Genomic DNA, 26,976 nt, shown 5'->3' with positions numbered 1-26,976 from the left:
ATCTGGTGATACAGATGGTTCACTCATAAAGCGGTGAACAACGCTTCATACGACTTCAGGTCGCACGGGCATAAATGTGCTAGCAGCGATCTCGCTGGCACGTCTCTGGACAGTAATAAGTTACAGCCATGGCAATGATTCTGAAAAACTAAAAAGTATCTAGAAGCCTTAGTCTCTTGTATGGGAAACTATTGGATCATCGTTACCTTTTATTTCAGCAACTTCTGCTCTCAATGCACTTAGTTGTTCATTTGTTTTTTTTGACTCAGCAATCAATTCGCTCAATTTATCTTTTGTTCCAAATATTGCGAACGGTAATAAGAACCAAAGAATAGCCAAAACAAACAAAAATAAAAATACAACAAGACCAAACCCACCACCTAATAATTCATCCATTACATCTTCCTTTTTCTAATTAAAACTTGATAAGACGCTACCATCGTCAATTAACTTAATATTTTAATATCGTGCCAGCACAATTTCGCCCATTCAGTATATCTAAAGAATCCCTGCTAACCAACGGAATCATATGAGCATAATATAGTATCGTCATAAGTTTCTAGTGAAAAATCGTGCAAGCACATATTGCGACTTATCCTAGGCACGTTATCATCCTGAAACCTTCAGTTAGTCATCTATTAATCAATACCTTATAGATGGTTAAGTATCGTATTCGTGCGTAGTCTTAGTAAAAAGACTGTATTTTTAACTCAATAAACTACGTGGAATATCATCGCTTAGAGTTGCCCTGAGAGCGCTTAAGTAGCTATAAAACAATACTTTATTGATATTTAGAGAGATTTAGACACAAAAAAAGACGCCCTAGGACGTCTTTAGATGTTGAATTGGTGGGCTGGCGTCATCTGAATTTGTTTTTTAAGTAATTGTTTAATAGTTGTTAATTTTATTTGTTGTTGGTGTTGTGTTACTAGTGGTGTTACTAAAATAAAAGTTCACCTTTGAACACGGTGAAGAAAAATCAAAATAATAGCACCATTCTTTCGAGTATTTGTTGGTAGTCACTTAATAGTTGCTCTCGATATTCATCATGAAAGTGATCGAATTTAACATTCGGGTGATGGGATTCTAATATTTTAAAGCGAGATGCGTGCCAAATACTTCCCTGCGAACAAAATATAGTTCTATTTGTTGACGTAAATTGGTTTGCGGTAATATCAACGTCATATTCCATTACCTTTAGCCAAACGTGTCTTTGTGAATTTTTATATTTGTTCTCACCATGAATCATTTGAATACTACTAATGGCACGCTTCTCAATAAAAAACTTTGCTAAGAGGTATGAAGTAAACTCGCAGCATCCATTAGGAAAATTTGATAGTAAGGAAAAGTCATACTCATCTGGAATAATACTTATCATTGCCTTGCGAAATCTTTTAGAGTCTTGATAGATTAGGTTTGTCATTTGCTCGTAAATTAATCTAAGTTCATATTGTTAGTTTATCTTTTCCGAGGACGCCTACAAATACAAGGAAGATCTAGATAATAGACGCCATTAACGTACCCCTTTCCTTCGGATGATGACTCTGTGGCTTCATCAGTAGATTCAATGTTACCTTCAACAGTGTTTCTTTCTTCTGTGTTCTTTACACCCAAAACGAGTCTTCTGACCAAATAAGTCAGCACACATACAATAAAAATAGCTAAAGCGAAATTCATCATAGTTTCATTCCAAGCTAGCATTGACTGATGTTTAACTTATTCTCATATGGGAGATTGAGTAACTGGCAAGCCATAGGCGTTTCACCGTTCACCCACTGGCTAATTGCATCTTCAGGTATTAGTAACGGCATTCTGTGATGATACTCGGCACACTGTTCACTTGGTTTCGTGGTGAGTGTTACAAGCTGGTGGTCGTGGAAAGCAATACCAGCCATAAAAAGCGGTTGGTTGTCTGAATGAGAAAACAGAAACTTTTCCTTCTTACTACCAACGTTTTTCCATTCATACCAACCGGCACAAGGAACAACTACTCGCGAGTTTTAAAAGGCTGATCTAAATGTTGGTTTATCGGATACAGATTCATCCTGAGCATTTATGATAAGCCTCTTCGCCCAATCTGGTTTTATTCCCCAGTTCAGGTTTAACTGAACCAATCCACTAGCAGATGTGCCAACGGTAGATACTAACTGACTAGGGTATAAATCAGGGTTTTGTTCAGCCGAAAAATGCACTCCTAGTATTTTGCACACGTACTGAGAGAATGGATCGTCAGTGATGTTTAATCGTCCACACATAGCATTCACCTTTAATGAATGACTTTCCACCAGCAATAAAAAAGCCCTGTTGTAACTGCGTTTGCAAGGAGTTCAATTCTCCAAGGAGCGCACCTTCTACAACAAGGCTAGACTTAGTCGAGGAGCGGGTGCAAGGGCTCCAATTGCCCAAGGAGAGCCACTTCCCTACCAAGTAATCAGTATACTAAACCGATTCTCATGTTTTGTCATGTGGGACAATGAGCAAAGCGACTCAGAATAAAACTTGCGGCAACACAGTGTTCAGACTAGTACGGGTTAATAAGGCTGGGCATATCACTATCGTTAGTCATCAAAAGACATTAAGCGGAATAAGGACCCCAGAGGTTCGGAACAGGTTGATGCTCGGAAATAATGCAAAATATGTTTTCGTTTGTGTGGTTATTATTTGAAAAACAGATAAGTTAACATCCCAAAGAGCTGGCTATAAAACCAGTGGTTTTTAATACAGTAGTTATTAGCAAGTACTAGATATGCTAAGAATTACTGTTAGTCCTATAAGTAAAAATCTTAAAATACGTAAGTTGGGGTTAATTATGAAATTTAAAATTCTATCCATATTAATTTTTATGTTTGGTATTACATCGATTAGTGTCCAAGCAAGTGAGGATGTATGGTGGCGCGATGCTGACGACTATTACAAAGCTCATGCTGATAGCACGGACAGCAATTTTCAGGCAGTTATTACACGAAATGGACTCAATACTGACAATCCATATATTGGATTTAGAATGATAATGAGCCACAAAGAATATTGCTCTGATAAAGGTGATAAGTTCCAACATGTGAGTGAGTTGTGGGTTAACGATCAGAAAATTTCTTTTGCAATGAGTTGTTATGAGAAGGAATGGTTAAACGTATACCCTGTCTCTGCTGCTGGAGAGCAGTATGTGTTAACTGAATTTAAAAGGTTTAGAAATAGACCTATCACTTTTGTGATTCCTTATGAAAACTCTCCAGATTGGATTTTTCATTTCCCTACTAAAGGTTTTGGGAATTACTATAGCTCACTGAAAAAATCGTTAAATGAGGTTATTCAATAGTAATATTAACCATAGAGAACTTAGATGCTTTAGAATGAAGTAACCTGGTAAAAAAGAAAGCCCCTTAAATGGGGCTCTATCTAATCAATTGAAATGACACACAGCCATTTACACCCACATTTATTTAGAGTCACTCCTTTAAGCCAAAAATTTAATATCATTCTGACTCGTAATCATACGGTTATACTCCATTGTTGCGGCAAATAATGGCACTTGGATTCGTATTGCATCCTTCATCATTTCACGTTCTTTCTTGGTTATGTTATCTACGATCATTGGCATACAGCAAAGCAAGTCAATAGCCGCATCTAAGTCGTCCTCTATATTCATATCAAATTGGTTAAATTGCTTTTCATAGTATTCACACTCTAGAAGTAGGGTACAAAGTGCCTGGTAAGTATTTTGAGTTAGACCCGGTTGGGTCATGGCCTTATTGATTAAAGTAACTAGATACTCTTTCATGGTGATGCCTCGTTAGTTAAGTGAAGCTGATAACTAGAAAGATACGTGAAGTACTTAGTTGGAAAGAATGGGATAAGTATTGTTAGGTAAGCTGTGTCTCGTGGGTAAATTGACCTAATAGATAACTAAACTTATGTTATGGAGAATATGGATTAGCACTATATCTAAATAATAAATGAAAACTTTATAATATTTAACATATTCTAATATGTGACTACAACTAACAAAATAAGGTGTTATACCGGCACGCTTAATATTAAAATTTAGTCAATTTCAGTCGATGAAACTAGCTGAGAAAACAATTTTGTATCTATAAATACTTTTGGTATCTGAGTTCCGATATCGTCAGACCAACCCACATCAGGAAATTTTAATTTATTTGAATTTTTAATTGCTTGATGAATATTATTATCGAAGTTTTCTATGTTTAAATTATTATAATTGAAGCCAGGTATAACCTCTTTTAGCTTAATCTTCAAATAACTCGGCTTTCCTGGTGGTGTTTTATTACTTCTAATCAAGTTTTTTAGTTCATCGTCCAAAGAAAATATATCTACATAGTGAAGAAGCAACCAAACTTCAAAACTAGGACTTGAAACTATAAAATTAAAATCGTTATTCTTACATTCCTGCTGTGCCTTAGCTAAATTTTTATCTTCCCAATTATCTTTATCTACTAAAACAAATACTTGATCTATAGTTTCTAAGTCAATCTCCCTACATTTTAGGTATTTTTTCACATAATTTGCAACAAAAGTAGGAGAACTGCTCCCTACTGCAAATGCTTTATCCTCCTCAGTCTTTTCTATTTCACCTCGTTTTACGACAACAACGTCAATCAACTGCTCATAGCGTTTTGATACTTTTTCTTTCAGTCCCTCAAAGTATTCTTGAATTCCGTTAAAATAGTCAACTTCAGTTGAAACACCTTCTGGAGCAATAATAACTTTTCCAGCACTTATTATTTGGCTTGTTCTTTCTCGCCCTTTAAGAAGCTTCGGCATTTTTTAACCCCTCAAGCATGTTTCTTGCTGTATTGTAGTTAACAACACCACCAAACCTTCCATTTAAGTAATCTTTATCAAGAGCTTTATCTGAGCGAATATCCTTATATTCTTCCAACGAATAAAGTAACGAACTGCAATCACGTTCTTTTTGGATGAACCAAATCTCATCTTGGCGCAGATGTTTTTGGTCCATAAGACCTGTATCATGTGTTGTGATTATGAATTGACCTTTGGGATTGACATCTTCATCATAAAAAAACTCCAACATTAACTTAGAGATCAAAGGATGGAGACTTCTATCGATTTCATCAATAATAAATGTCTTTTTTTCGTTAATTGCACCATAAAGAGCTGGAACTATATCTATCAAACGCCTTGTACCATCAGAAAGATCCGATAGTTTAAATTTGTTTTTTTGGCACTTTAAATTCTTATTAAAGAACACTAACTCAGAAACACATTTCAACTCCGAATCTTCGTCAAGAGTAATTATATATGTAACGAGATTAGACTTTATCACGAACTTTGAATTCTTATCATGTTCTTCACTTTCAATTATATTATCTATTGTTTCCCTAATACGTTCTGGAATATCCATTAAATTAATTTTAACTTCATCTATGTTACTAATTCCAGTGTCAAATGCCTTAAGAAAAGTTAAGTAAAATGATTTTGCTTTAGGATCCTCAATAATATCTTCACCAAGTCCTAAATATTGACTATCAGGAGAAATAACAAATATATCTTCATCAAACCAAGAGTAGACGTCACTCAAATATCTATCAAAGTCAGTCCCTTCAAATGAATGCTCTCTTTTTTTCAAGTATTCGGAGATAAATAATTTATCACCCTCTCGACTTCTATTAATAAACTCAAGATAAAGTTTATCTTTATCAGCTACTTCTTCTAGCATATTTTTATTAAAGCTGGCTTTTTTTTCAACACCATCCGAATTTATAGATAATACTGTCTCTTCTGTGATATTAGCATTACTAATACTTAGCCATTCCTCAATTATTAACTTACTGTTTAGTGTAAAACCATAGTTGTAAATCACGTCATTTTTTACAAATTCATATTCAAAAGTACTATTTTCGTTTTTATTAAACGTATCAAGCTCGCTCTTTAATTTACCAAATGAATTAGACGTAAGAATTTCTTTACCAAAGCTTATTGCACTGCAAAGGTTACTCTTCCCTGAAGCATTAGCACCATAAATGATACTCCCTCTTAGGGTAGAGATAGAATCCCCCACTAATGAATTTACATGATGTTTGAATCTTCTAACATTAGTTGATGGAGTTAAGTTTAATGCGATAGGTTCATTTATCGATTTATAATTGTTGTTTGCAAATTGTATCAACATTTAGGCTTCCACCATTTATGACGACATTATCGTTCTAAGTAAGCATTCTCTACAAATCTAACATTAAATTCATAATGAATGTAGGTTTATATGACGTTTTTATCGTTACAGATCTAATTTTAACATCTTTGCAATTACATTTACGTTGAGAAAACTGGATTTGGGAACCTTAAAACTACGGACTTATCATGTAAAGATACATGGTATCAGCCAAAGGTTAGACAAATATAATCTAAGGGAAATATCCACTATAGAGTAGCCGCCTATCACACTGGTATAGTATGAAATTGCACTCCGATCTTTTCTGGATCTTACTCTCTCATCTTTATTTCAGCGCCGTCTTTAGGTAAAAGCTCTAGTAGTGATTCATTCCTAGAAGTAAATACGCCTAATGAAAAGTACTCTAGGTCAAAGTTTGGTCATGGTTGGGCTGATACCGATCATGACAGACAAAACACCAGGCAAGAAATATTGATATCGCAGAGTACAGGTAACCTGGTATTCAATGAGAAAGGGCGTGTAATTCGTGGGCGTTGGATATCTGCTTATAGCGGTAAAGTACTAGTTGATGCTTCAAAGGTTGATATTGACCATGTAGTGCCTTTGCATTGGGCGTGGGAGCATGGTGCAGCTAAATGGTCCCAAGATGAACGAGAGATGTTTGCTAATGACCAACGTAACTTGTTAGCTGTAGAAGCCTCTCTAAACCGTCAGAAGGGAGATAAAGGTATAAATGAATGGCTACCACCTCAAAACCAAGACCAGTATAAAGCTCGCTTTCTACGGATAGTTAAGCTGTATGATTTAAACTAAAGGTGTCTAATCACATCGGTGTTGTCTTTCTCTAAATTGCGCACTTCTCAAGCTTGAAAGTGCGCACTTTCATTATGCGCAATTATTACTCTTATCGTTAGCAATCAACAAGCTAAGATGTGGTTTTTCTCTAGTAACACTTCCGACTTCGGTTTCTTCAAATTCAGACAATTGTTCTATTAGTTTGTTACAGGTTCGTTGACAGGAACTAACACCAATTTTCGATATCGTCTTTGTAAGCGACTCTATCCTGAAAGTTAAAACATCTATCTGGCTGTTCATCTTGTGATGAATATCTAACATACGTAGTTTGAGTTCTTCTGACTCAGCATGTTCTATGTCCCTTTCTAACTTACCCATGAGCTCTAGGTTCATCTGAAGCCGTGTCCGAGCCAAATCTAATTCATCTTGTAGGGTAGCAAATTTAGCCATTTCAAACATATGGCCTGGAAGTGAATTGGAATAGGCTCCATTGGTCCTTGCGGTTTGATTACCTGGTGGAAATTGATTAAGTGGATTAGGGTTACCTCTTCCACCGGCTGCGGCAGTGTTCCCTTTTATAAAGCGGCCTTTGCTATTTCTGTTTGTTGTAGTTAGGCTTTTTTCTGTGTTTGAGAAACTCACAAGTACCATTCCAATTTTATAGCTGTTACTAGTTACGCTTTGTTATGTCTAGTTTAAAGGTCTTTGTCAAACCGCCGGGTATCCTTCTATTACTTAGAACCTTCCTTTATTGACCAAGATAGAATTTCTGAGCTCTTTATGGCTATTTTTAAATCACCTATCTCCAAATACATATCACTTCCCAAACGAGATAATATTTTTACATTTTTAACCAAACACTGCTTTGACAACTTCGGCTGCTCTGGTAGCTGAAATTTTTTCCTGATTATGGATACGTCAAGAAGCTCTAGAGTGCCACATGCTTCACTTTTAAATATTACTGATTCAGTATCAATCGATCCAAGTTTATAGGCTTTCATCACTTGTGTCGGTATTTTTCCAAACGCCCCAAATACTGCGAAGATTATAATGAGTGAACTGGTCCCTAATCCCAAATAATACCCTAATTTGTTAGTATTCTTTGGGGGTACTGTAGCTATTACATTTATTAAAGCAATAATAAATATGACTGTAAATCCAAGGATATAATATGTTGCATCCTTCACTACTACCTCGGTGGACAATAGCTTTAATATTAGAAGTAGAGGATATATAGCTAACAACGAACAAATCAAAGAAGTAAACCACATCTTAACTAATTCAAAAAATATAGTTTTATTTTTTAGTTCAGAGAGTTTGCGAATTATAAAATATGAGATTACTAATCCGGACAATACATAGGGTATGGCATACCACCATTGCCATTTATCACTAGTGATTATTAGAAGCAACCCGAAAAAAAACAGAATCGGAGCCCCTAACCAAAGTAAGGTTTTTATAAAACTTTGTTTCGATTCTCCATCTTCCCAATTACTTCTTATTTTTGAATTATCTGCCCACAGTTTTGTCCACATAACGCCAGGCATTATCAATATTGTGGCTAATGCAATAATGGTGACAATTGTAGTAATTGATACTGCAGAAAGGATAGTAACTGATGATTTGAAATCAAAATCAGGCATATACCCTATACTCGCATAGAAGAAGATGAAAACTCCTCCACCGATAACTAAGAATGCCGTCCAAAATACAGATGCTAGGTTGCCAAATATGTAGTCTTTTAGTTTTTCATTCATTTAGTTTGATTCCTTGCTAGAGTCAGATATAGATTAAGCTAATTTAATATTTTAAAGACCATATGCAAGTAATATCTTAGGGTCGTTGAACAAGATATGATGATTCCAATCACTACTGGTTTAGTGAAATGGCCGTTTACCATATCCCTCTTATGAATTTTTATTACTAGGTATGGTTATATATAAAGGTGTTCTGAATCAGAACCCTAAGGGAGTTTTTCCATTTTGGCTTCCTGTCTTGCTCAATCCATTGCTACGTAAGGCTTTACGGCAAGTTTTAGTAGTTTTTACCGTGTTCTAAATCAGAACCCTAAAAATTCCACCGTGTTCTGAATCAGAACCGTAAAAGCCTCCACCGTGTTCTGAATCAGAACGCATGAAATTTAAGACGAACTTCTAATTAACATCGGTTCTCTACCGGACTCAGACAACAAGTCTTTAAATGCTAGCGGTTCCATAGGCTGATTTTGGAAAGGTCTATCAAGTAGTTCGTCTGATGGTTGCCAATTTATGGAATACAGGTGGCACGCATGCTTTCCTCTATGGATTCCACCATCAATAGTCCGAGAAAGAAAACCACAATTCAACAAGCACTGAATCGCCTTTTGGGTACTTGCAGGGGTTGTATACCCTCTACGTTTTAAATCCTCCCTAGTTAGACTCAGATATCCGTTATTACGGCCGTTGTATTGGCCTGCTAACTCAAAAAGTAAGGCTTTTGATAAAGGGGGAAGAGATACATAGGCCATGCTTTCCAATAGCCAAATAGGAAGTCCAGCAAAGCGGCCATTATTTTGTCTTTTGCTTTTTCTAGTCATAGCTAAGTCCGTGTTTTATGGACATCAGCAAGTACCTGGTAATGTACCCAGTACGCGTTGCTGGTGCTCTCAAGCTATCTGTTTGGTTACTTGGGTATCAAACAACTGAACAGTATCATCCTCAAACTTCACCATTGACCGATCACCAAAGAAGATTTCGATGTTCTCACACTGACCATCACCATCATCTGAGGCACACCACACCTGCAAATAGGCTTGAGGCTTTGGAATTTTCGTTGATTCACAAAAACTAGCGATAATGGCTTTTAGATTGTTGGTATTCTCCGGTGTATGCTTGTTATCTGGCATCACTTCAGCAACGAAGTTAATGTATTGAACAAACTCTAGCCCTTGGCTTGGTTTCATAGGTCACCTCCTGTAATTGGAGAGCGGCTAATGAACACCAATGGCAAGCCACATAGTTGAATCCGGGCTTCTAACTCATTACCGGCAAGAGTGGATACGGTACGAGATCGTTTGAGTTCTGATAGTTTCTTACGTCCACCAGCTATTAGGAATGTGTAGATCATTGCTGCGGGTGCAGCTTGGGTATGGGTAGTAGTCATGATGACAGCCTCTTTGGGTAACTTTAAATCACCACCAAGAGGTCTCAATCTCATAACTGGTGGTGAACTGAACAAGGTTGAGACTACCGCCCCAAAGAAACGGCCTGCCGAAGCAGCCTCATCCAGCCCACCATAATTTAGATGCAAAAACCCGAGGGATTTGCTTAGGTGTACACAGATTTTTCGCATAAAAAAACCAGCAATAACAAGCTGGCGTCTATGCGCCTTTGGGGTAAACGGGGTCTCAATCCCGGCTATAGATTTTGCTACAGCGAGGCCAGAATAAACGTATTCATTTAACACTGTCAACGGAATTTCTCTGAATTTGGGCAAGCCGAGGCCCTGCGGATATACCGCATATATTGATTTGTTCATGTTTGATTCCAGTTTCTAGTGGGCTAGGGGAGCTTTGGGAGAGATAAGACCAACATCGATAAGCTTTTTAGTAAGCCACTTTTCTCCTTTACCAGTTATTAGTGTTGTATAGGTTCTTTCGGAGCCATGTCTAGTTTCAACGATTTTTTCTTTAACTATAAAGTAGCCAGCTTTCCGGTATCGTTGAAATGGAACATTGTGATCTTTGCTAAAAGGAATACTTGAATCGGCCATCAAAATCTTATTATTTCGCAACCAGCGGAATAAGATGTTCGGTCCAATTTCTACTGATTTTGCGTAAGTTCCTATTTTAATTCCGGTCTTGGATGAATGTACAACCTTAGCGAACTCAACATCGTCTTGGGTTTTAAATATATATGCTTGTTGGGCTTCTAATTGCTTGCTTTGAGCTAATGCCAGCTCTAGAGCTTCTATCATTGTGGTTGGGGTACGAATTGCGCTCTGTTGCTCTAATTCATTCCAACGTTTAGTAATGGCGTAACGCATCTGGACGCAATATCCTGAAACCAGAGTTATAGATAGTTCTTTGTTTAAATCAAAATACTCAATTCTTCTGTTTTTTGCGCCTGAATTATCAAAACGCAAAAATGCGTTTTGTTCAAACTTTAGGCCATCGAGCATATTTCTTATGTCTCGCATTACATCAGAATGTCTTTTTTCGGTGACCTCCGCTATTTCTCGACTACTCATTACTGGTTCTTCGGGGTTAAGTGCGGTTACTTCAATGTACCGGTTTGTGTTAACATTTAAATCGTTATCTAAGATCGATATCGCCCTTGCCGGGGCGTTTCTATTTTTCATAATTAGTTCTCCAATAGTGCTTATTACGCCGATTCTTTATCTCGCAACGCTATTCGCTCTAACTTCCATTGCTCTACTTCACTTTTTACCCAAGCTACAGATCTGGAGCCTAAGGACACTTGGCGTGGGAACGTATTTCTTTGTATTTGTTCGTAAATAGAAGCCTTTGATAACTTTGTACTACTCATAACTTCTTCTAGTTTAATAAGCTCTACATGTCCGTTAGTTACTTTATCTATTAATTCGCCATTCATAGGTAGTTCTCCGGTATTCGGGCATAAAAAAAGCCCAATCCGGTTAAGGAGTGGGCTGTTCACGATTCCATGAATTTCAGGCATAAAAAAAGCCACCTAAAAAGGCGGCTTTTTTTGAACGCAACTGTTCATGATTGGGAAATTATTGATCACTTTTTTTCAAATGTCTATTTAAATTTGCCCAAGGAAGCTCACATGAGTATGTATGCTTCGTATAAAGACTACATACTAACTACGCTAAGAGTTTTCATTCCTGTGGCTGAAAGGTTACCTATACTTGCTTGTTCTATGTGATCGCTCCACCAACTCATTACTTTCTTGCGTCTTTCTAGGTAGTCTGTTCGGTTGTATGCACCGCGCACCGTGTCTGTATCGACATGGGCTAGGGCCGCTTCAATTACATCGGAGTCAAAACCCTGATCATTTAGAGTAGTACTGGCCAACGATCTAAGACCGTGTGCTGTTGTTCTATCCTTAAACCCCATTCTTTTTAATGCAGCATTGGCCGTCTGGCTATTTGCACATTTCTTTGGGTCTCTATCTGCGGGGAAAACAAATTCTCGATGGCCACTGATTGGTTTGATGGCTTCTAATATGGCAAGGGTTTGTGTCGTTAATGGTACTCTGTGCTCTCGTTTCTTCTTCATCCTACTAGGTGGTATCACCCATATTTTATTTTCTAAATCGATTTCTTCCCAACGTGTACCGGCTGCTTCAGTGGGGCGAACCATAGTATGCAGCTGCCACTCAATAAGGAGTTTCGTCACCAACTTTGTATTAGAGTGAGATAAGGTGGCCATAAGTTCAGGCAATTGGCCAGGTTTGAGAGCGGGATTGTTTTGCTTGGTTGCTTTCTTAAAAGCTGCCTTGATACCAGATATTGGGTTTGCGTGAATAAGACCGGTGTTTACCGCATAATCCATAACTTCATTCAATCGTTGATTAACGCGCTTTACCGTATCTAGTTTGCCTTGTACTTCTATTGGTTTTATAGCCTCGATAACCTTTGGAGCAGTGATTTTACTAACTGGAATATTACCTAGAGTTGGAAAAGCATGAATCTCTAGAGAGCGCCATATATCGATACCATGATTGTGGCTTACATTGTCTTTTTTTATTTCAAACCACTTTTTGGTTACTTTCTCTAAAGTATGTTCTATCTCTGCCGCTTCATTAATTCTCTTAGTGTCTCTATGCTCCTTGGGATCGATACCTTGAGCTATTAACTCTCGGGCTTTCATTGCTAGTTTTCGAGCATTGGCTAAAGAGACATCGGGATACACTCCTAAGCTATAGTTCGCTCGCTTCTTGGTTATAGGGTGATAGTAGTTTAGAAGCCAAGCCTTTGAACCATTTGGGCGTATTCTAAATTGTAGCCCACCACCATCAGAGAGAGTGTATTCCTTATCCTTAGGCTTTGCTTCTTTGACTTGTGTAGCGGCTAAGGGTTTTACCTGTCTGGCCATAGAATCACCTTTTAGTAACACTGAAATAGAACACTGGAAGCTGTGTTACTAATAGTGTTACCAAAAACTCTGGATTTTACAATTCTAATTTAGACTTAAATAAACGCTATTTGAATGTAAGTTGTTGATTGTTGGCTTTAGAAGACAAGAAAAAAGACGTCCTGAGACGTCTTTAAACTTATAATTGGTGGAGCTGGCGGGAGTTGAACCCGCGTCCGAAAACCATTAATCATTGGTACTACATGCTTAGTCGATCTTTACATTCACCAAATACCTGCGAACCGACACGCTAGTAAGTGACTATCCTGAATTAAAATTCGCCGTTCACCTCTCAGGCGGGAGAATCCGGGCTAGCTAGTTTGGGTTTGATCTCTTGTTATTCCCCGTCTTACAAGCGGAAGCTAGGGCAAGAGAGCTCTGAGCAGGGTATTAAGCTGCTAGTGCGTAGTTTTCGTCGTTTGCGACTATTTTTTTGCGGTTTATTAACGAGGCCTACCGCACCTCGGCATGCACCTCAGACTTCAGCATTCCCGTCGAATCCTGGATCAGCCCCAAGGTAGAGCGTGCATAGTAACAGAAAACAACGTCCTGTCTACCTTTGCACAATCAAGTGGTTAGTTTTAACGCAGTGAACCTTTCATCACACGCGCTTTCTCACGTTGCCAGTCTTTTTCTTTTGAATCGTCACGTTTATCGTGAAGTTTCTTACCTTTCGCCACACCAATCTTGATTTTCACCCAAGAGCGTGACCAATAAAGAGAAAGAGCTGCCAGAGTCATACCTTCACGGTTGATACGACCAAACAAGTTGTCGAGTTCACGGCGAGATAATAGAAGCTTGCGCACACGAGTAGGGTTGGCAACCACGTGAGTCGACGCTTGTGTTAGTGGGGTAATTGTCATACCCGAGACAAACGCCTCTCCGTCACGCATGAAAACGTAACTCTCTGCGATATTTGCTTTTCCTTGGCGAAGAGATTTTACTTCCCAGCCTTGGAGTTCAAGACCCGCTTCAATTTCATCATCGATGAAGTATTCGTGACGAGCCTTTTTATTGGAAGCAATGGTATTACTTCCTACTTTTGATTTTGATTTTTTCTTAGCCATAGTGGCGCATTATACGACTTGAACTCTCGATAGGAAATCCTTTTATTTGCGTCGGATAAGAATATACCCAAGTGATCTCAAGATGCAGGATTGATAGCTGCATATTGAGGTTACTTGGGTATAAAAGTACAATTGGCGCAGCCTTTTACTTTAGGCGTGATACAGGAGTGATTATGAAGCAGGTCAGTCGTTCAGCATTAGTGCCATTTAGCGCTGAACAAATGTTTAACTTAGTGAATGATGTCCCCAATTATCCCGAGTTTCTTCCTGGGTGTTCGGGAAGTAAAGTATTGGAATCATCGTTAAACAAAATGGTGGCCTCTGTAGATGTATCGAAAGCAGGAATCAGTAAGACGTTTACTACTTCAAATACGCTCAACGCAAACCAATCTATTTTGATGGAACTTGTAGACGGCCCGTTTAAATCACTTGGTGGTGGGTGGTACTTTACCGCACTTGATGAACAGGCTTGTAAAGTCGAATTGAAACTGGAATTTGAGTTTTCTAGCAAAATGGTTGAATTGGCATTTGGAAAAATTTTCAATGAGTTAACCAGCAACATGGTTAATGCGTTTACTCAACGAGCAAAGCAGGTGTACTAGAACGATGAGTACTGAAGCAGAAATGATACAGGTCGAAGTGATATACGCATTGCCAGACGAGCAGCGCGTATTGGCTTTGATGGTGGATAGCCAATCCAGTGTCGAAGATATTATTCAACAGTCAGGTGTACTTGCGATGTATCCTGAAATTGATTTGGCAAAAAATAAAGTCGGTGTATTCAGCCGTAATGTGAAGCTTAATGCGACAGTTAATAATGGCGATCGTATTGAGATATACCGACCATTATTAGCGGACCCTAAAGAGATCCGCCGTAAACGCGCTGAGCAAGCCAAACAAGCCGCAAAACAAAACTGATCGCGACGATCATTTGGTTTTTTCCAACGACCATAAAGCGAAAAAGCAACCTTTTAGAAGAGGTTGCTTTTTTTGTCTTGGGAACACCGTAGAGTTATAGCAGGCTGTCGTTAAAGTTACTGCTCACTGGGAAGTCGCCCTCGACTTTGGTTAACTGGCTTGAGTTATCAAAGTGAACAATCAAATCTTTCTGATCGGTCTCTTCATGCCCTGGAGTATGGTGGTAGATATAATACCAAGTATTGGGATAACCGGTTTCTACCAGCATGGGTGAACCGAGAACAAAGCGCACCTGTTCTTTTGTCATACCCACTCGCAGACGCTCGACAGCGGGTTGTTCTACATAGTTACCCTGATTGATATCGATTCGATAGACTAAACGTTCAACAAGTGAACAACCACTTAGCATCGTAAGCGAAAGGGGAACAACAATAAGCCATTTCTTTAACTGCATAATTGGACATCTAATTTAAAAATTAACTGGACTGATAATAAACAAGCTCAGACCAGAAGTAAAAACACTCTTCATCATCTGAGCCAGTTAAGACCACAATTTTCACAGTTTGTTGCAAGCTTTCGCGTAATTGTTGATAAATTAAGCGGCGATTTGCAAAAGTTCTTTGGCATTGGCGAGCGTTGTTTCGGTAATTTCGCTGCCGCCAAGCAAACGAGCTAACTCTGCTACGCGCTCTTGAGTATCCAGTGTCGACATTTGTGTTTCAGTTTTTCCTGCCTTGATATGTTTACTAACAAAGAGCTGCTGATGACCACAGCCGGCAACTTGAGGAAGGTGGGTCACACAGATCACTTGTGTTGATTCTCCCAATTGACGCAATAATTTTCCGACCATGGCGGCGGTTGGTCCGCTAATACCGACATCGACTTCATCAAACATTAGGCTCGGGGTATCTACTTTCTGCGCGGTAATGACTTGTATCGCCAATGAAATCCGTGATAACTCGCCACCCGATGCAACTTTAGCGATCGACTCTAATGGTTGCCCCGGGTTGGTTGAAACAGTGAAAACAGCAGAGTTACAACCTAAAGGTGACATATGTTGAGCATCAAAGGTGAGGTCAATATGGAACTTTGCGTTCTCCATACTTAATTCATGCATACTTTGAGAAATAAGCTTGTCGAGCTCTTTGGCGTAGCGTAAACGGGATTTATGCAGTTTCTCGGCTTGTTGAATAAAACTGGCATGTTTCGCGTCGACATCTCGCTTCAAATCATCAATTTTTTCATCGGAGTAATCGAGCTTTTGAATTTCTGCCAATAGTGATTGATGATGGTTATACAGTTCTTCAGGTAAAATTCGATGCTTCTTCGCCAGTGAAATTACTTTGCTGTAGCGTTCTTCAATGTAGGCCATTTGAGCGGGATCGACTTCGATATTATCAAAGTAGCCGCGTAATTCGCTGTTGGTCTCTTCAAGTTGAATTATCGCTTCATTAAGCATGGAAGGCAGCGCATCTAAGCTATTATCAAGCTCGGCAAGGTTCACTAACGATTGGTTAATATTTTGCAGTAAGTTCAGTGCGTTCACATCGTTATTGTCGGATAAGAGTTCGAGCGCTTGCTGGCAGTTTTGCGCTAATTCACCGCTATTAGACAGGCGTTTATGTTCTATCTCGAGCTCTGTAAATTCTTCTTCGCCAATCGCGAGCTCATTGAGTTCTTTGATTTGATATTCGAGCAGTTGTAACTGAGCTTGGTTGGTTTCACTATTCTCTTTGACTTGTTGGAGTTCATTGCGAGCTAAGCGCCATTGCTGATAAGCATCGCGGGTTTTCGTAATAAGAGAGTGATGACCCGCATATTGATCAAGCATCGACATTTGATGCTCTGGCTTTAATAATTGCTGATGCGCATGTTGACCATGAATATTAATCAGCAGTTGACCAAGGGCCTTTAGTTGGGCAAGTGGAACAGGACTGCCATTAATGAAAGCTCGTGAGCGACCTTCGCGGGTGATCACTCGGCGTAATATACATTCGTTGCCATCGAGTAATTCATTGTCTTCTAACCAGCGAGAAGCATGAAGATTATTTTCTAATAAAAATGCTGCGCAAACTTCCGTTCTTTCTTCACCTTGACGTACCATGCTTGCTTCAGCACGGCCTCCAAGGCATAGCCCAAGAGCATCAATAGCAATGGATTTACCTGCGCCGGTTTCTCCAGTAATGGTGGTCATCCCTTGAGATAACTCTAACTGTAATGACTTAACGATAGCAAAATTATTGACACTTAGATGTGCTAGCATGTTCTCACCCTGTATATAATAACAATACTGTATAAGTAATCAGTATATACTGTTTACTTATACAGTAAAGAAGGTGAGTGAAATTTATTCTATTTTGCGATTAATATGGGATTGCTGTCTCTAAAAGAGTTTGTTTGACCACCCGAGTTTATTCCGTAGAACATGGTAATAACTGTAGTTTTCAGGGTGAACCAAATGCAGGCTATTTGGACTTTGATATACATGAACTTCATCTCCCGGAGTCACAGGAAGAGAGACTTGACCATCACAACTCACTTGTTGAATACCCGGGTTATCAGGAGAAACTACTAACTTGATTCGCTTGTTTCCGTCTACCACTAATGGTCGACAAGATAAGGTGTGTGGAAACATAGGAACCAATGACAGCGCGTTTAAGCTAGGGGAAAGAATCGGGCCGCCACCAGATAGCGAATAGGCCGTTGAACCGGTTGGTGTGGAAACAATGATGCCGTCAGAGCGTTGAGAGAATGCGAATACATCATCAATATAGACTTCGAATTCGATCATTCGAGCTATTTGGCCGGGGTGCAATACCGCTTCATTGAGTGCTGTATTATGACTTTTCACCTCGCCGTGACGATGAACTTCGGCTTCGAGAAGAAAACGTTGCTCATCGGTATACTTCCCTGAGAGAACCAACGAGAGCTCGTGATGAAATTCCTCAGGATTTAAATCGGTAAGAAAGCCTAAGTTACCGCGGTTAACGCCAATAACTTTCACATTAAAACGAGATAACACACGAGCAGCGCCAAGCATGTTACCATCACCGCCAACCACGATGGCAAGATCGGCTTTTTCTGCTAATTCGAGTAAGGGTGTAAAATGATCTTGAGGAATATTGTTGAGTAAGCCTTGTAATCGTTCATCGATAATAACCTCGTACCCTTGTTCGGTTAGATAGTCATATAATTCATTATGAGTTTGAATTGCGACTTTATTACGGGGTTTGCCAATAATGGCGATAACGTTGAAGGCTTTTTTCATAGTTTTTCCAATCAAGTCGGCTTGAATCGAGAGTCATCGCCCCCATAATAAAGGCAAGTTATGCTTTAAAGCGAATTTTTATGTGTTTCGTGTAAAATAATTTTGAAATACTAGACACAAAAAAGAACATGCAACTCTGGAGATATCATGAGCAACGAAGAAAACAAAATCAAAGATGAAGAACTACAGCAAGACGCCGTGGAGCAAGAGCAAGCAGAGGCCGACGTTGTTGGTAGTGACGCTGATATCGATTGGAATGAAAGCGAAGAACTAGAGCTCGACGAGCAAGCGAATAAGATTGCTCAACTGGAAGCTGCCCTGCTGTCTAGTGAAGCAAAAGTAAAAGATCAACAAGAAGGCGTGTTGCGTGCGAAAGCGGAAGTCGAAAATATGCGCCGCCGTAGCGAACAAGAAATTGATAAAGCGCGTAAATACGCATTAGGTCGCTTTGCAGAAGAGTTGTTGCCAGTTATTGATAATCTAGAGCGCGCAATTCAAGCCGCAGACGGTGAAAACGAGGTGATTAAGCCTATTTTAGAAGGTATTGAGCTAACGCATAAAACGTTTGTTGATACGATTGCTAAATTCGGTTTAGCCGTGATTAACCCAGAAGGCGAAGCGTTCAACCCTGAATACCATCAAGCGATGTCGATTCAAGAAAGCCCTGATCATGAACCCAATACGGTTATGTTTGTGATGCAAAAAGGTTATGAATTGAATGGTCGAGTGATTCGCCCTGCAATGGTTATGGTATCGAAATAATCTTTCGCCTAGCAAACTAGATAGAGAGTGATAACGGCTCTATTTTGCTCATATAGACAAATCCCCGAACCTAATTGGTTCGGGGATTTTTTATTTGGATTATGGGGTAATGCTAGCCGTTATTTGAATTTGAATGCTGAATCAATTTTCTGAGAAGCGTTACCAGCGTGGCAAGCTCTGATTCATCGAGACCACTTAACTCTCGTTGCTCACACTCGAGTTTTTGTTTGTGAATTGATTCGATTGTCTCAAGTCCTTTCTGAGTAAGGTGAACCAGCTTACTTCTACCATCTTCAGGGTTGTCGATGCGATCAATCAGTCCTAATTTACCCAGTCTATCGATTACTTTACTTACTCCACCTGCCGTGAATAGCATGGCGCTATTGATCTCTTTTGCAGTCAAAGTAAAAGAAGGCTTATTTGAGTGAAGGGCGGTGAGTACCAACCACTCAGAAAACTGCACGCCATAAGGATTAAGAACCTGAATAAAACTGGTTTTTAGAGTTTCATGCACCGAACGAATCAGCAGATCGACCGGAGGAGCCGACGAGTCACTGTTATACCAACTTCGTTCAGCAAAAAGGGTTTCAATTTTATTCTTCTTTGGCTTCATACATTTCCTTATTTTCGAACAGCAATAGTAGCCTTTATTCTTAAGTCATCTCAAGTTGAAGTTTTTATCCGAAGGCTATTTAACCACTAAGAACGACCAAAATTAATAACAAAAATCAGCCCACATTTTGATTAGGATCAATGCCTTAATATTCATGGTAAAGAGCGGCGTTCTCTCCTGTGTTTTGGCTCACAACTTGACTAAATATAAAACAAATTGACCAAAAGATATATATGTTCCATGGAAACTATATAGTATCCTTGGAACATAGTTTGTTAATCTTGTTTATCCATGGTGATGCCTCATTGCCCACTTGATATGAACTCGATTGAGCGCAGAACTGCAAGATTTTCCCTGCTGGGAACAATGTCATTATTAAATCAAATTGGAGTAAATCATGAGAAATATCGCACGCTTTGTCGTAGATACCCATTGTCATATTACGTCTCTCTATCAGCCTGCAACTCAAGAAGGTTGGGACAGTGTCGACAATCACGAATGGAATGGTCTTTCGCAAGAGATCGCTTGTTTCGATAACAGCCCGTTAACTTTGTACGATATGGAGCGCTACGGTGTTGATATGGCGGTTTTATTGCCAAGTATTCCAGGTACGACAAACGCTTCTCAAGCAAAATTAGTTAAGCGATTCCCTGATAAATTCCGTGCGTGTTGTTGTGATCAAGAAGAAGTATTGAAAGCAATTCGCGGCGAAAAACAGTACAGCTTCAAAGATGCAATGACTGAAGTGGAAACGGCTCTAAAAACGAACATGTTTGTTGGTATCGGTGAATTTGCACCGGGTTCTTCTGCTTACCACCGTCAGCTACCTGGTTTTGAAGGTAACGTTTCATTTGAAAAGCGCTTTGAAGAGTGGTGTGCGATTGCAGAACTCGCCATTAAATACGATGTACCTGTAATTAACCATGACCAGTTTATTCATTTTAAAGACTGGAAAAACGTTGATATGTTGCGCAAAGTTGCAGAGACTTTCCCAACTCTTAAATTGATTCAATCTCACGGTTGTGTTGAAGATGAAAACGTCCGTGGTATGGAAGCTATCCGTGAAATGTATGAAATTGTTGGTAGCATCAAGAACATTTACATGGAAACCGGTGGTTGGGGTGTTGAACAGTTCCGCATCGCATTTGAAGCTGGTGTTACTGCTAACCAATTAATGTGGGGTCACGATTACGGTAACGTTCCTCAACATATTGTTACTAAGAAGATTGAACAGTATGGACCTAAAGTTAAAGAGCTAGAGTATCGTGATACCTTCTCAATGATGTGTTTTGGCTACGAAGGTTGGCCAGCTGTTCCTACTTATCAGCCAGATTTCTATGGTTGGGGTATGCGCACTATCGACCGTGTTGGTGACTTCATCACTCAAGATGAGATCAACATGATTATGGGTGGTACTGCCGCTAAGCTTTACAAACTACCAGTACCATTCCCTCGCATGTTCCCTGAAGGTCGTCCTGATATCTTTGGTGATAAGTGTGCTGAGAGTGTTCCATTCTTACCAGATGATCAGATCAAGTACCCTGAAGATGTTCGTATGTCGAATTCATCGTTTAACATGACGAAGAAAGAAGCGAAGATTTAATTTTTTCAGGACAGCTAATTAAAAAAGGTCTAGCGTGATGCTAGACCTTTTTTTTGGCTGTTAAACTGCCTTAGCTAACGTTCGGCTATTTCGATATTCCAGCAACACAAAGACAAAGATAAGTCCTATCGTGATTAAGCGGAATGGATTCGGAAGCAATAATGTCGTTAATGCTAACCCAAGTAGAGCAATGCGTTTTGGCTGCGATAGCGCTTTGAATAAATAGCCTTCAATTGCACCGGCAAATGAAACAATCAGTGCCACACAAGCAACAATCGATTCAATGAACTCAAACGATGACTCATTTTGGCTCCAAATCAAGCCTGAGAAAGCCATCATCGCTGGAATCAAAAAGAACCCTTGCGCCAGTTTAAACGCTTGTACCGACGATTTCATCGGCGAGGCATTGGCTATCCCAGCTCCAGCAAAGGCTGCGAGAGCAATTGGAGGGGTGACGTTTGAGGTTTGCGATAGCCAAAATACAATCATATGTGCAGTGAGTAACGGTACATTGAGATCCATCAAAGCCGGAACCGCCATAACGGAAAGAACAATATAGGCCGCGGTTACGGGAAGTCCCATACCTAAGATTACCGCTGCAAAGGCGATAAATAACATTGCTGACCATAAATGCCCACCGGATAGCGTGGTAAGGAACTGAGTGAACTGTAAGCCAATTCCTGTTTGTCCAACCACACCAACCACGATTCCTGCTGTTGCACATGCGATAGAAATGGGTAACGCAAGAATTGCTCCTTCTTTCATACCTTGAAGCACTAAAGCGAAAGTCATTTTACTGCCTTTTCGAGAAACTGCGGCAAGCAATATAGCAGCACACCCAGCAATACCGACCAATATAGGTGAGTAGGCCATAACAAGGAGTATTGTGATCATCACGAGAGGCAGTAAGTAGTGCCAACCTTGTTTCAAGATAACGCTGATTTTTTCTGTTTCGCTCATGCCTTGAAGGTTAAGTTTGCAAGCCATTAAATGGACATACAGTAAAGTACAACCAAAATAGAGAATCGCTGGAGCGATCGAAACGAGAATAATCTCGCTATATGGAATACCTGTGAACTGAGCCATAACAAAAGCACCGGCACCCATAACAGGAGGCATAATTTGACCACCTGTTGAGGCTGCCGCTTCAATACCAGCGGCTTGCTCTGGTTTATAACCCAGCTTTTTCATCATTGGAATGGTGAGTGAGCCTGTCGTTACGGTATTCGCAATGGCTGAACCTGAAATAGAGCCTAAAGCTGCCGACGCAAGAACACTTGCCTTTGCTGGGCCGCCACGAGACTTTCCTGCAATCGCAAAAGCACTATCAATAAAGAACTGACCTGCGCCCGTGACTTGGAGAAATGCACCAAATAGAACAAAAATAAAGACTACACCGGCGGCGATAGCAAGCGGTGCACCAAACACTCCATTGGTCGAGAAAATATGGAAACGGACCATTTCTTCAATGGAAAACCCTTTGCTGGCAAAGGAAGCAGGTAAGACATCACCAAACAGTGCATAACAAAGGAATATTAATGCAACGCCTACCATAATCATTCCAACGGAGCGTCGGGTCGCTTCTAGCAACACAACCATCAGTATCAAACCTGCTAGTTGGTCTTGGGCTTGCAATCCGTCGAGGAGGAAACTGATATCGTCGTAGTCAAATTGAACGACGCGGTAAGCTGCCCAGCATGTTGCCACGATTAAAATTAAATCAACAGATCGAGCTAAAAAGTAAAAGAATGAACTATTGCGATTAGGCCCTACGAGAGGAAACGCGAGAAAAATAAGGACCAAAACCCAACCTAAGTGAGCGGGGCGAAAAACCGTTGCGGAGAGATCGGCCGTGATGCCTTGCCAAATTTGAAATACAGTTAGTGCCACTGCAACCAAACTGACGATCCAGGTAATGAGATCCGTCAGTTTTTCTTGACTGGATGAAACTTGAGTCATGCAAAACTCCATTTTGCTTACGTACTAATTTTGCCTATGTACTCATTCGCCGATGTACATAAGAGAAGAACAGCGCTTACATCAATGTAAACGCTGGGGGTTGTTAGCTTGTATAAGATGGGAGGAGAATGTCCTCCCAGTTAACTTAATATACAACTTATGGGTTACTTTGCTTGTTCGTCAAAATATTTTTGAGCGCCAGGGTGAAGTGGAACACCAGACAGCTTGTTCATGTTTTCCACAGTAGTAAAGCGTGCGACACCAACGGCTTGACGTACTTGATCGATATTTTCGAATGCCGTCTTCGTGAGGTTATAAGCCATTTCATCGCTCATTTTTTCACTCGCAACTAAGACGTTCCAAACTGCAGGCGCATTAAACGCAGGAACGTTTTTGTAGCTATCTGCCGGTGCTTCAATTTTTTGATACGCTGGCGTTTGTTCAGTGATTGTGGCGATTTCTTCGTCGCTAAACGATAAAATGCGGATATCTCTTGTTAATGCAAGTTCAGTGATAGCACCAACACCTAAGCTACCTACGATAACGCCTGCATCAATTTGACCATTTGCAATCGCACTGGTTGTTGCCGTGTAATTCAATGACTGCGCTTCGATATCATCTTCATTAATTCCAAGAGCAGATAAAATGGTCTGTGCACTTACTCGAGTACCTGACCCCGGTGCGCCTAATGATACTTTCTTACCTTTTAGCTGTGATACAGACTGAACATCTGAATCTGCCGGAACAATGAATTGAACCACATTCGGGTAAAGAGCAAATAGAACATTTGCTGGCATTTGGCGTGGGAAAGGTTTAATACCATTGTGGGCTTTTTGTACTACGTTACCCATTGCAATTCCAACCAGCTGTTTTTCGGAAGAAACTTTGATGATGTTCTCTACCGATGCTGCGGTAACTTCGGCGCGCATAGTAAAACCAGGGATATTCTCATTCCAAATTTTGGCTAGTGTTCCGCCAAATGGATAGTAAGTGCCGCTTTGACTTCCAGTTCCTATGGTGTAGTTATCAGCGATGGCTGTCGCTGGAAGGGTCAAGCCTAGGCTAAGCACGATAAGTGCATGTTTTACAACCTTGTACATAGTAGAACTCCATTAGTGTTTATTGTTCCGATTGATGAGTGACAGAGTGCCGAATACCAAATTCCATTTACGCCCAATTTTTAGTTAACCACCCTTGATATAACAAAGATGGAAAATAGTGATGTTAAAGAAGGTTATTGATTGGCTTTGTTATTGATAATATTGAAATTAATAGTTAAGGCACTCGCTTTTTGTACCACAACTTGGCGTAAAGTAAGAAATGTGTTGTTCGCACTTTTACAAAATAGTCTTTAATTGGTTGCAAAAATAGTGTGGTTGAAGGCTGTGTTCATTACTAATGAAAAGAGATGTCCTGTTAAGTATAAAAGTTGATTTGACTTTAACTTTTTGAATTTAAATACCTTTGTCGACATTCAAATTATTACTTAAAGCCTTACTGGCGTGAGGTTATTGCCTGTTTAGGCTTTTCCTCTCGTAGGCGTTTATTTGCTTAATTTTTGGGAAAATAAAATGGATTTTTTTTCGTTTTACCCTTGAAAAGGGTTTTTATGCCCTTATCTATGGGGCATAGAGAAGCAAACATCGTTTGTTAATCAAAGAGAATAAGGGTTGATACCTTGTTCTCCAGCCCCCAAATCGGGGATATGCAAAACGAACATAGAATTAATTCGGAGATAGCCTGATGGGTAAGATCATTGGTATTGACTTAGGTACTACAAACTCATGTGTTGCTGTATTAGACGGTGACAAACCTCGCGTAATTGAAAATGCAGAAGGGGAACGTACCACTCCTTCTATCATCGGTTATACCGATGGTGAGATCTTGGTGGGTCAACCAGCAAAACGTCAAGCTGTAACTAACCCAGAAAATACGCTTTTTGCGATTAAGCGTTTAATCGGGCGTCGCTTTGAAGACGAAGAAGTACAGCGTGATATCTCAATCATGCCTTACAAAATTGTAAAAGCAGACAATGGCGATGCATGGGTTGAAGTAAAAGACCAAAAATTAGCAGCGCCACAAATTTCTGCTGAAATCTTGAAAAAGATGAAAAAAACAGCTGAAGACTTTCTTGGTGAAGAAGTAACAGGTGCTGTTATCACTGTTCCTGCTTACTTTAACGATGCTCAACGTCAAGCAACCAAAGATGCTGGTCGTATTGCTGGTTTAGAAGTTAAACGTATTATCAATGAACCAACCGCTGCTGCTCTAGCATATGGCCTAGACAAGAAAGGTGGCGATCGCACTATCGCAGTTTATGACCTTGGTGGTGGTACATTTGATATCTCAATCATTGAAATTGACGAAGTAGATGGCGAGAAGACTTTCGAAGTACTTGCAACTAACGGTGATACTCACCTAGGTGGTGAAGACTTTGATACTCGTTTAATCAACTACTTAGTAGACGAATTTAAGAAAGACCAAGGTATCAACCTAAAAACAGATCCTTTGGCAATGCAACGCCTAAAAGAAGGTGCTGAGAAAGCGAAAATTGAACTTTCTTCAACTCAATCTACTGATGTGAATCTACCGTACATCACTGCAGATGCAACAGGTCCTAAACACCTAAACATCAAAGTATCTCGTGCGAAACTAGAATCACTTGTTGAAGATTTGGTTCAACGTTCTCTTGAGCCTATGAAAGTGGCACTTGCTGATTCAGGCCTAGCGGTAAGCGAAATTACTGATGTAATCCTTGTTGGTGGTCAGACTCGTATGCCTATGGTTCAATCTAAAGTGGCTGAGTTCTTCGGTAAAGAAGCACGTAAAGATGTAAACCCTGATGAAGCGGTAGCTGTTGGTGCTGCAGTTCAAGGTGGTGTTCTTGCGGGTGACGTTACTGATGTACTACTTCTTGATGTTACTCCTCTATCTCTTGGTATCGAGACGATGGGTGGCGTAATGACTAAGCTTATCGAGAAAAACACGACTATCCCAACGAAAGCGAACCAAGTGTTCTCTACCGCTGAAGATAATCAAAATGCAGTAACGATTCACGTACTTCAAGGTGAGCGTAAGCAAGCGACATATAACAAGTCTCTTGGTCAGTTCAACTTAGAAGGCATTCAAGCGGCTCCTCGTGGAATGCCACAGATTGAAGTAACGTTTGACCTTGATGCCGATGGTATCTTGCATGTTGGCGCGAAAGATAAGCAAACTGGTAAAGAGCAAAAAATCACTATCCAAGCGTCTGGTGGTCTAAGCGACGAAGATATCGAGAAAATGGTTCAAGAAGCGGAAGCGAACAAAGAAGCAGACAAAATGTTTGAAGAACTTGCTTCTGCACGTAACCAAGCAGACCAAATCGTTCACTCTACTCGTAAGCAAATTGAAGAAGCGGGTGACGCACTTCCTGCCGACGAGAAAGAGAAAATTGAAGCTGCAGTTACTGAGCTAGAAACGGCACGTAAAGGTGACGACAAAGCAGAAATCGATGCTAAGACTCAGTCTCTTATGGAAGCGTCTAAAGTGTTGATGGAAATCGCACAGCAAAAAGCTCAAGCGGCTCAAGCTGAAGAGGGTGCTGAAGAGCAACCAACATCAGCTGATGAGGACGTCGTTGATGCTGAATTTGAAGAGGTTAAAGAAGACAAGAAATAATCGTTGAATACTTTTCATCGATTAACTTGTTAACCTTTTTAGGTGTTTGCGGGCGTTTGAGGAAACTCTAACGCCCGTTCATT

The 26,976-nt window shown here is 39.9% G+C and carries 28 protein-coding genes, 1 other RNA gene and 1 pseudogene; 7 read left to right on the top strand and 23 right to left on the bottom strand.

Features of this window, described 5'->3' with window-relative positions; all coding sequences use genetic code 11:
- Nucleotides 1-168: 168 nt before the first annotated feature.
- From ACXJY6_RS18790 to ACXJY6_RS18775, 4 genes and pseudogenes are all read right to left on the bottom strand, one after another.
- Nucleotides 169-396 (bottom strand): hypothetical protein, encoded by a 228-nt coding sequence (locus ACXJY6_RS18790; RefSeq protein ID WP_458769264.1) that lies wholly within the window; start codon nucleotides 394-396, stop codon nucleotides 169-171.
- 583 nt (nucleotides 397-979) lie between these two features.
- Nucleotides 980-1,378: a hypothetical protein gene (locus ACXJY6_RS18785; protein WP_458769263.1), complete on the bottom strand. Its 399-nt coding sequence runs from the start codon at nucleotides 1,376-1,378 to the stop codon at nucleotides 980-982.
- A gap of 80 nt (nucleotides 1,379-1,458) precedes the next feature.
- Nucleotides 1,459-1,680 carry a hypothetical protein gene (locus tag ACXJY6_RS18780; RefSeq protein WP_458769262.1) on the bottom strand — a complete coding sequence of 74 codons (222 nt, stop codon included), beginning with the start codon at nucleotides 1,678-1,680 and terminating at the stop codon, nucleotides 1,459-1,461.
- Nucleotides 1,681-1,694: 14 nt separating this feature from the next.
- Nucleotides 1,695-2,255: pseudogene (locus ACXJY6_RS18775) on the bottom strand (SOS response-associated peptidase).
- Between the two features lie 554 nt (nucleotides 2,256-2,809).
- Between ACXJY6_RS18775 and ACXJY6_RS18770 the strand changes: the two are divergent.
- Entirely contained in the window at nucleotides 2,810-3,316 is a 507-nt protein-coding gene (locus ACXJY6_RS18770; protein WP_458769261.1) for a hypothetical protein, read from the top strand.
- A 138-nt stretch (nucleotides 3,317-3,454) separates the two neighbouring features.
- Here ACXJY6_RS18770 and ACXJY6_RS18765 read toward each other — a convergent pair whose 3' ends face one another.
- From ACXJY6_RS18765 to ACXJY6_RS18755, 3 genes are all read right to left on the bottom strand, one after another.
- The gene (locus tag ACXJY6_RS18765; RefSeq protein ID WP_458769260.1) at nucleotides 3,455-3,778 is read right to left on the bottom strand and encodes a hypothetical protein; all 324 of its coding nucleotides are present in this window, start codon (nucleotides 3,776-3,778) and stop codon (nucleotides 3,455-3,457) included.
- Between the two features lie 263 nt (nucleotides 3,779-4,041).
- The gene (locus tag ACXJY6_RS18760) at nucleotides 4,042-4,782 is read right to left on the bottom strand and encodes an RloB family protein (protein ID WP_458769259.1); all 741 of its coding nucleotides are present in this window, start codon (nucleotides 4,780-4,782) and stop codon (nucleotides 4,042-4,044) included.
- Nucleotides 4,766-6,151, bottom strand: a complete 1,386-nt coding sequence (locus tag ACXJY6_RS18755; protein WP_458769258.1) for an AAA family ATPase — start codon at nucleotides 6,149-6,151, stop codon at nucleotides 4,766-4,768. The genes ACXJY6_RS18760 and ACXJY6_RS18755 overlap by 17 nt, the downstream gene beginning before the upstream one ends.
- A 471-nt stretch (nucleotides 6,152-6,622) precedes the next feature.
- Here ACXJY6_RS18755 and ACXJY6_RS18750 point away from each other — a divergent pair, with 471 nt between their 5' ends.
- Nucleotides 6,623-6,964, top strand: a complete 342-nt coding sequence (locus ACXJY6_RS18750; protein ID WP_458769257.1) for an HNH endonuclease family protein — start codon at nucleotides 6,623-6,625, stop codon at nucleotides 6,962-6,964.
- 72 nt (nucleotides 6,965-7,036) lie between these two features.
- On the opposite strand, the gene ACXJY6_RS18745 is transcribed toward ACXJY6_RS18750, so the two are convergent.
- From ACXJY6_RS18745 to smpB, 10 genes are all read right to left on the bottom strand, one after another.
- On the bottom strand, nucleotides 7,037-7,588 hold the full coding sequence (locus tag ACXJY6_RS18745; RefSeq protein ID WP_458769256.1) for a hypothetical protein: 552 nt from the start codon (nucleotides 7,586-7,588) through the stop codon (nucleotides 7,037-7,039).
- An 89-nt stretch (nucleotides 7,589-7,677) separates the two neighbouring features.
- Complete coding sequence (locus tag ACXJY6_RS18740; protein ID WP_458769255.1) at nucleotides 7,678-8,703, bottom strand: hypothetical protein; 1,026 nt, start codon at nucleotides 8,701-8,703, stop codon at nucleotides 7,678-7,680.
- Nucleotides 8,704-9,086: 383 nt separating this feature from the next.
- Entirely contained in the window at nucleotides 9,087-9,521 is a 435-nt protein-coding gene (locus ACXJY6_RS18735) for a hypothetical protein (protein WP_458769254.1), read from the bottom strand.
- Nucleotides 9,522-9,590: 69 nt separating this feature from the next.
- The gene (locus tag ACXJY6_RS18730) at nucleotides 9,591-9,887 is read right to left on the bottom strand and encodes a hypothetical protein (protein ID WP_458769253.1); all 297 of its coding nucleotides are present in this window, start codon (nucleotides 9,885-9,887) and stop codon (nucleotides 9,591-9,593) included.
- Complete coding sequence (locus tag ACXJY6_RS18725) at nucleotides 9,884-10,276, bottom strand: hypothetical protein (RefSeq protein ID WP_458769252.1); 393 nt, start codon at nucleotides 10,274-10,276, stop codon at nucleotides 9,884-9,886. The genes ACXJY6_RS18730 and ACXJY6_RS18725 overlap by 4 nt, the downstream gene beginning before the upstream one ends.
- Nucleotides 10,277-10,477: 201 nt before the next feature.
- Complete coding sequence (locus ACXJY6_RS18720; RefSeq protein ID WP_458769251.1) at nucleotides 10,478-11,284, bottom strand: phage antirepressor KilAC domain-containing protein; 807 nt, start codon at nucleotides 11,282-11,284, stop codon at nucleotides 10,478-10,480.
- A gap of 23 nt (nucleotides 11,285-11,307) precedes the next feature.
- The gene (locus tag ACXJY6_RS18715) at nucleotides 11,308-11,622 is read right to left on the bottom strand and encodes a helix-turn-helix transcriptional regulator (RefSeq protein ID WP_458769250.1); all 315 of its coding nucleotides are present in this window, start codon (nucleotides 11,620-11,622) and stop codon (nucleotides 11,308-11,310) included.
- A 137-nt stretch (nucleotides 11,623-11,759) separates the two neighbouring features.
- Nucleotides 11,760-13,004, bottom strand: a complete 1,245-nt coding sequence (locus ACXJY6_RS18710) for an integrase domain-containing protein (RefSeq protein WP_458769249.1) — start codon at nucleotides 13,002-13,004, stop codon at nucleotides 11,760-11,762.
- Nucleotides 13,005-13,189: 185 nt separating this feature from the next.
- Nucleotides 13,190-13,557: a transfer-messenger RNA gene (ssrA, locus tag ACXJY6_RS18705) on the bottom strand.
- A 67-nt stretch (nucleotides 13,558-13,624) separates the two neighbouring features.
- Nucleotides 13,625-14,110 carry an SsrA-binding protein SmpB gene (gene smpB, locus ACXJY6_RS18700; RefSeq protein ID WP_456052409.1) on the bottom strand — a complete coding sequence of 162 codons (486 nt, stop codon included), beginning with the start codon at nucleotides 14,108-14,110 and terminating at the stop codon, nucleotides 13,625-13,627.
- Between the two features lie 173 nt (nucleotides 14,111-14,283).
- Here smpB and ACXJY6_RS18695 point away from each other — a divergent pair, with 173 nt between their 5' ends.
- Complete coding sequence (locus ACXJY6_RS18695) at nucleotides 14,284-14,712, top strand: SRPBCC family protein (protein ID WP_458769248.1); 429 nt, start codon at nucleotides 14,284-14,286, stop codon at nucleotides 14,710-14,712.
- A 4-nt stretch (nucleotides 14,713-14,716) separates the two neighbouring features.
- Nucleotides 14,717-15,028: an RnfH family protein gene (locus ACXJY6_RS18690; protein ID WP_458769247.1), complete on the top strand. Its 312-nt coding sequence runs from the start codon at nucleotides 14,717-14,719 to the stop codon at nucleotides 15,026-15,028.
- Between the two features lie 94 nt (nucleotides 15,029-15,122).
- Here ACXJY6_RS18690 and bamE read toward each other — a convergent pair whose 3' ends face one another.
- The 3 genes from bamE to nadK all read right to left on the bottom strand — a co-directional run bounded on the left by bamE (nucleotide 15,123) and on the right by nadK (nucleotide 18,296).
- Entirely contained in the window at nucleotides 15,123-15,482 is a 360-nt protein-coding gene (gene bamE / locus ACXJY6_RS18685; protein WP_458769246.1) for an outer membrane protein assembly factor BamE, read from the bottom strand.
- 141 nt (nucleotides 15,483-15,623) lie between these two features.
- Nucleotides 15,624-17,291: a DNA repair protein RecN gene (gene recN, locus ACXJY6_RS18680; protein ID WP_458769245.1), complete on the bottom strand. Its 1,668-nt coding sequence runs from the start codon at nucleotides 17,289-17,291 to the stop codon at nucleotides 15,624-15,626.
- A 120-nt stretch (nucleotides 17,292-17,411) separates the two neighbouring features.
- Nucleotides 17,412-18,296, bottom strand: coding sequence for an NAD(+) kinase (nadK, locus tag ACXJY6_RS18675; RefSeq protein WP_458769244.1), 885 nt, complete (start codon nucleotides 18,294-18,296; stop codon nucleotides 17,412-17,414).
- A 147-nt stretch (nucleotides 18,297-18,443) separates the two neighbouring features.
- Between nadK and grpE the strand changes: the two genes are divergently transcribed.
- Entirely contained in the window at nucleotides 18,444-19,058 is a 615-nt protein-coding gene (grpE, locus tag ACXJY6_RS18670; protein ID WP_456052403.1) for a nucleotide exchange factor GrpE, read from the top strand.
- Between the two features lie 112 nt (nucleotides 19,059-19,170).
- On the opposite strand, the gene ACXJY6_RS18665 is transcribed toward grpE, so the two are convergent.
- The gene (locus ACXJY6_RS18665) at nucleotides 19,171-19,671 is read right to left on the bottom strand and encodes a MarR family winged helix-turn-helix transcriptional regulator (protein ID WP_456052402.1); all 501 of its coding nucleotides are present in this window, start codon (nucleotides 19,669-19,671) and stop codon (nucleotides 19,171-19,173) included.
- A gap of 397 nt (nucleotides 19,672-20,068) precedes the next feature.
- Here ACXJY6_RS18665 and ACXJY6_RS18660 point away from each other — a divergent pair, with 397 nt between their 5' ends.
- Nucleotides 20,069-21,274 (top strand): amidohydrolase family protein, encoded by a 1,206-nt coding sequence (locus ACXJY6_RS18660; protein ID WP_458769243.1) that lies wholly within the window; start codon nucleotides 20,069-20,071, stop codon nucleotides 21,272-21,274.
- A 60-nt stretch (nucleotides 21,275-21,334) separates the two neighbouring features.
- Here the strand turns inward: ACXJY6_RS18660 and ACXJY6_RS18655 are convergent, their stop codons facing one another.
- Together ACXJY6_RS18655 and ACXJY6_RS18650 are read right to left on the bottom strand one after the other, a co-directional pair.
- The gene (locus tag ACXJY6_RS18655) at nucleotides 21,335-23,233 is read right to left on the bottom strand and encodes a TRAP transporter permease (protein WP_458769242.1); all 1,899 of its coding nucleotides are present in this window, start codon (nucleotides 23,231-23,233) and stop codon (nucleotides 21,335-21,337) included.
- A gap of 164 nt (nucleotides 23,234-23,397) precedes the next feature.
- On the bottom strand, nucleotides 23,398-24,333 hold the full coding sequence (locus ACXJY6_RS18650) for a TAXI family TRAP transporter solute-binding subunit (protein ID WP_458769241.1): 936 nt from the start codon (nucleotides 24,331-24,333) through the stop codon (nucleotides 23,398-23,400).
- A 643-nt stretch (nucleotides 24,334-24,976) separates the two neighbouring features.
- Here ACXJY6_RS18650 and dnaK point away from each other — a divergent pair.
- The gene (gene dnaK, locus ACXJY6_RS18645; RefSeq protein ID WP_458769240.1) at nucleotides 24,977-26,893 is read left to right on the top strand and encodes a molecular chaperone DnaK; all 1,917 of its coding nucleotides are present in this window, start codon (nucleotides 24,977-24,979) and stop codon (nucleotides 26,891-26,893) included.
- Nucleotides 26,894-26,976 lie beyond the last annotated feature (83 nt).

The sequence above is a fragment of the Vibrio phycocola genome (genome assembly GCF_054404255.1).
The sequence above is the reverse complement of the archived record's forward strand: the minus strand, read 5'-3'. Positions and strand labels throughout refer to the sequence as shown.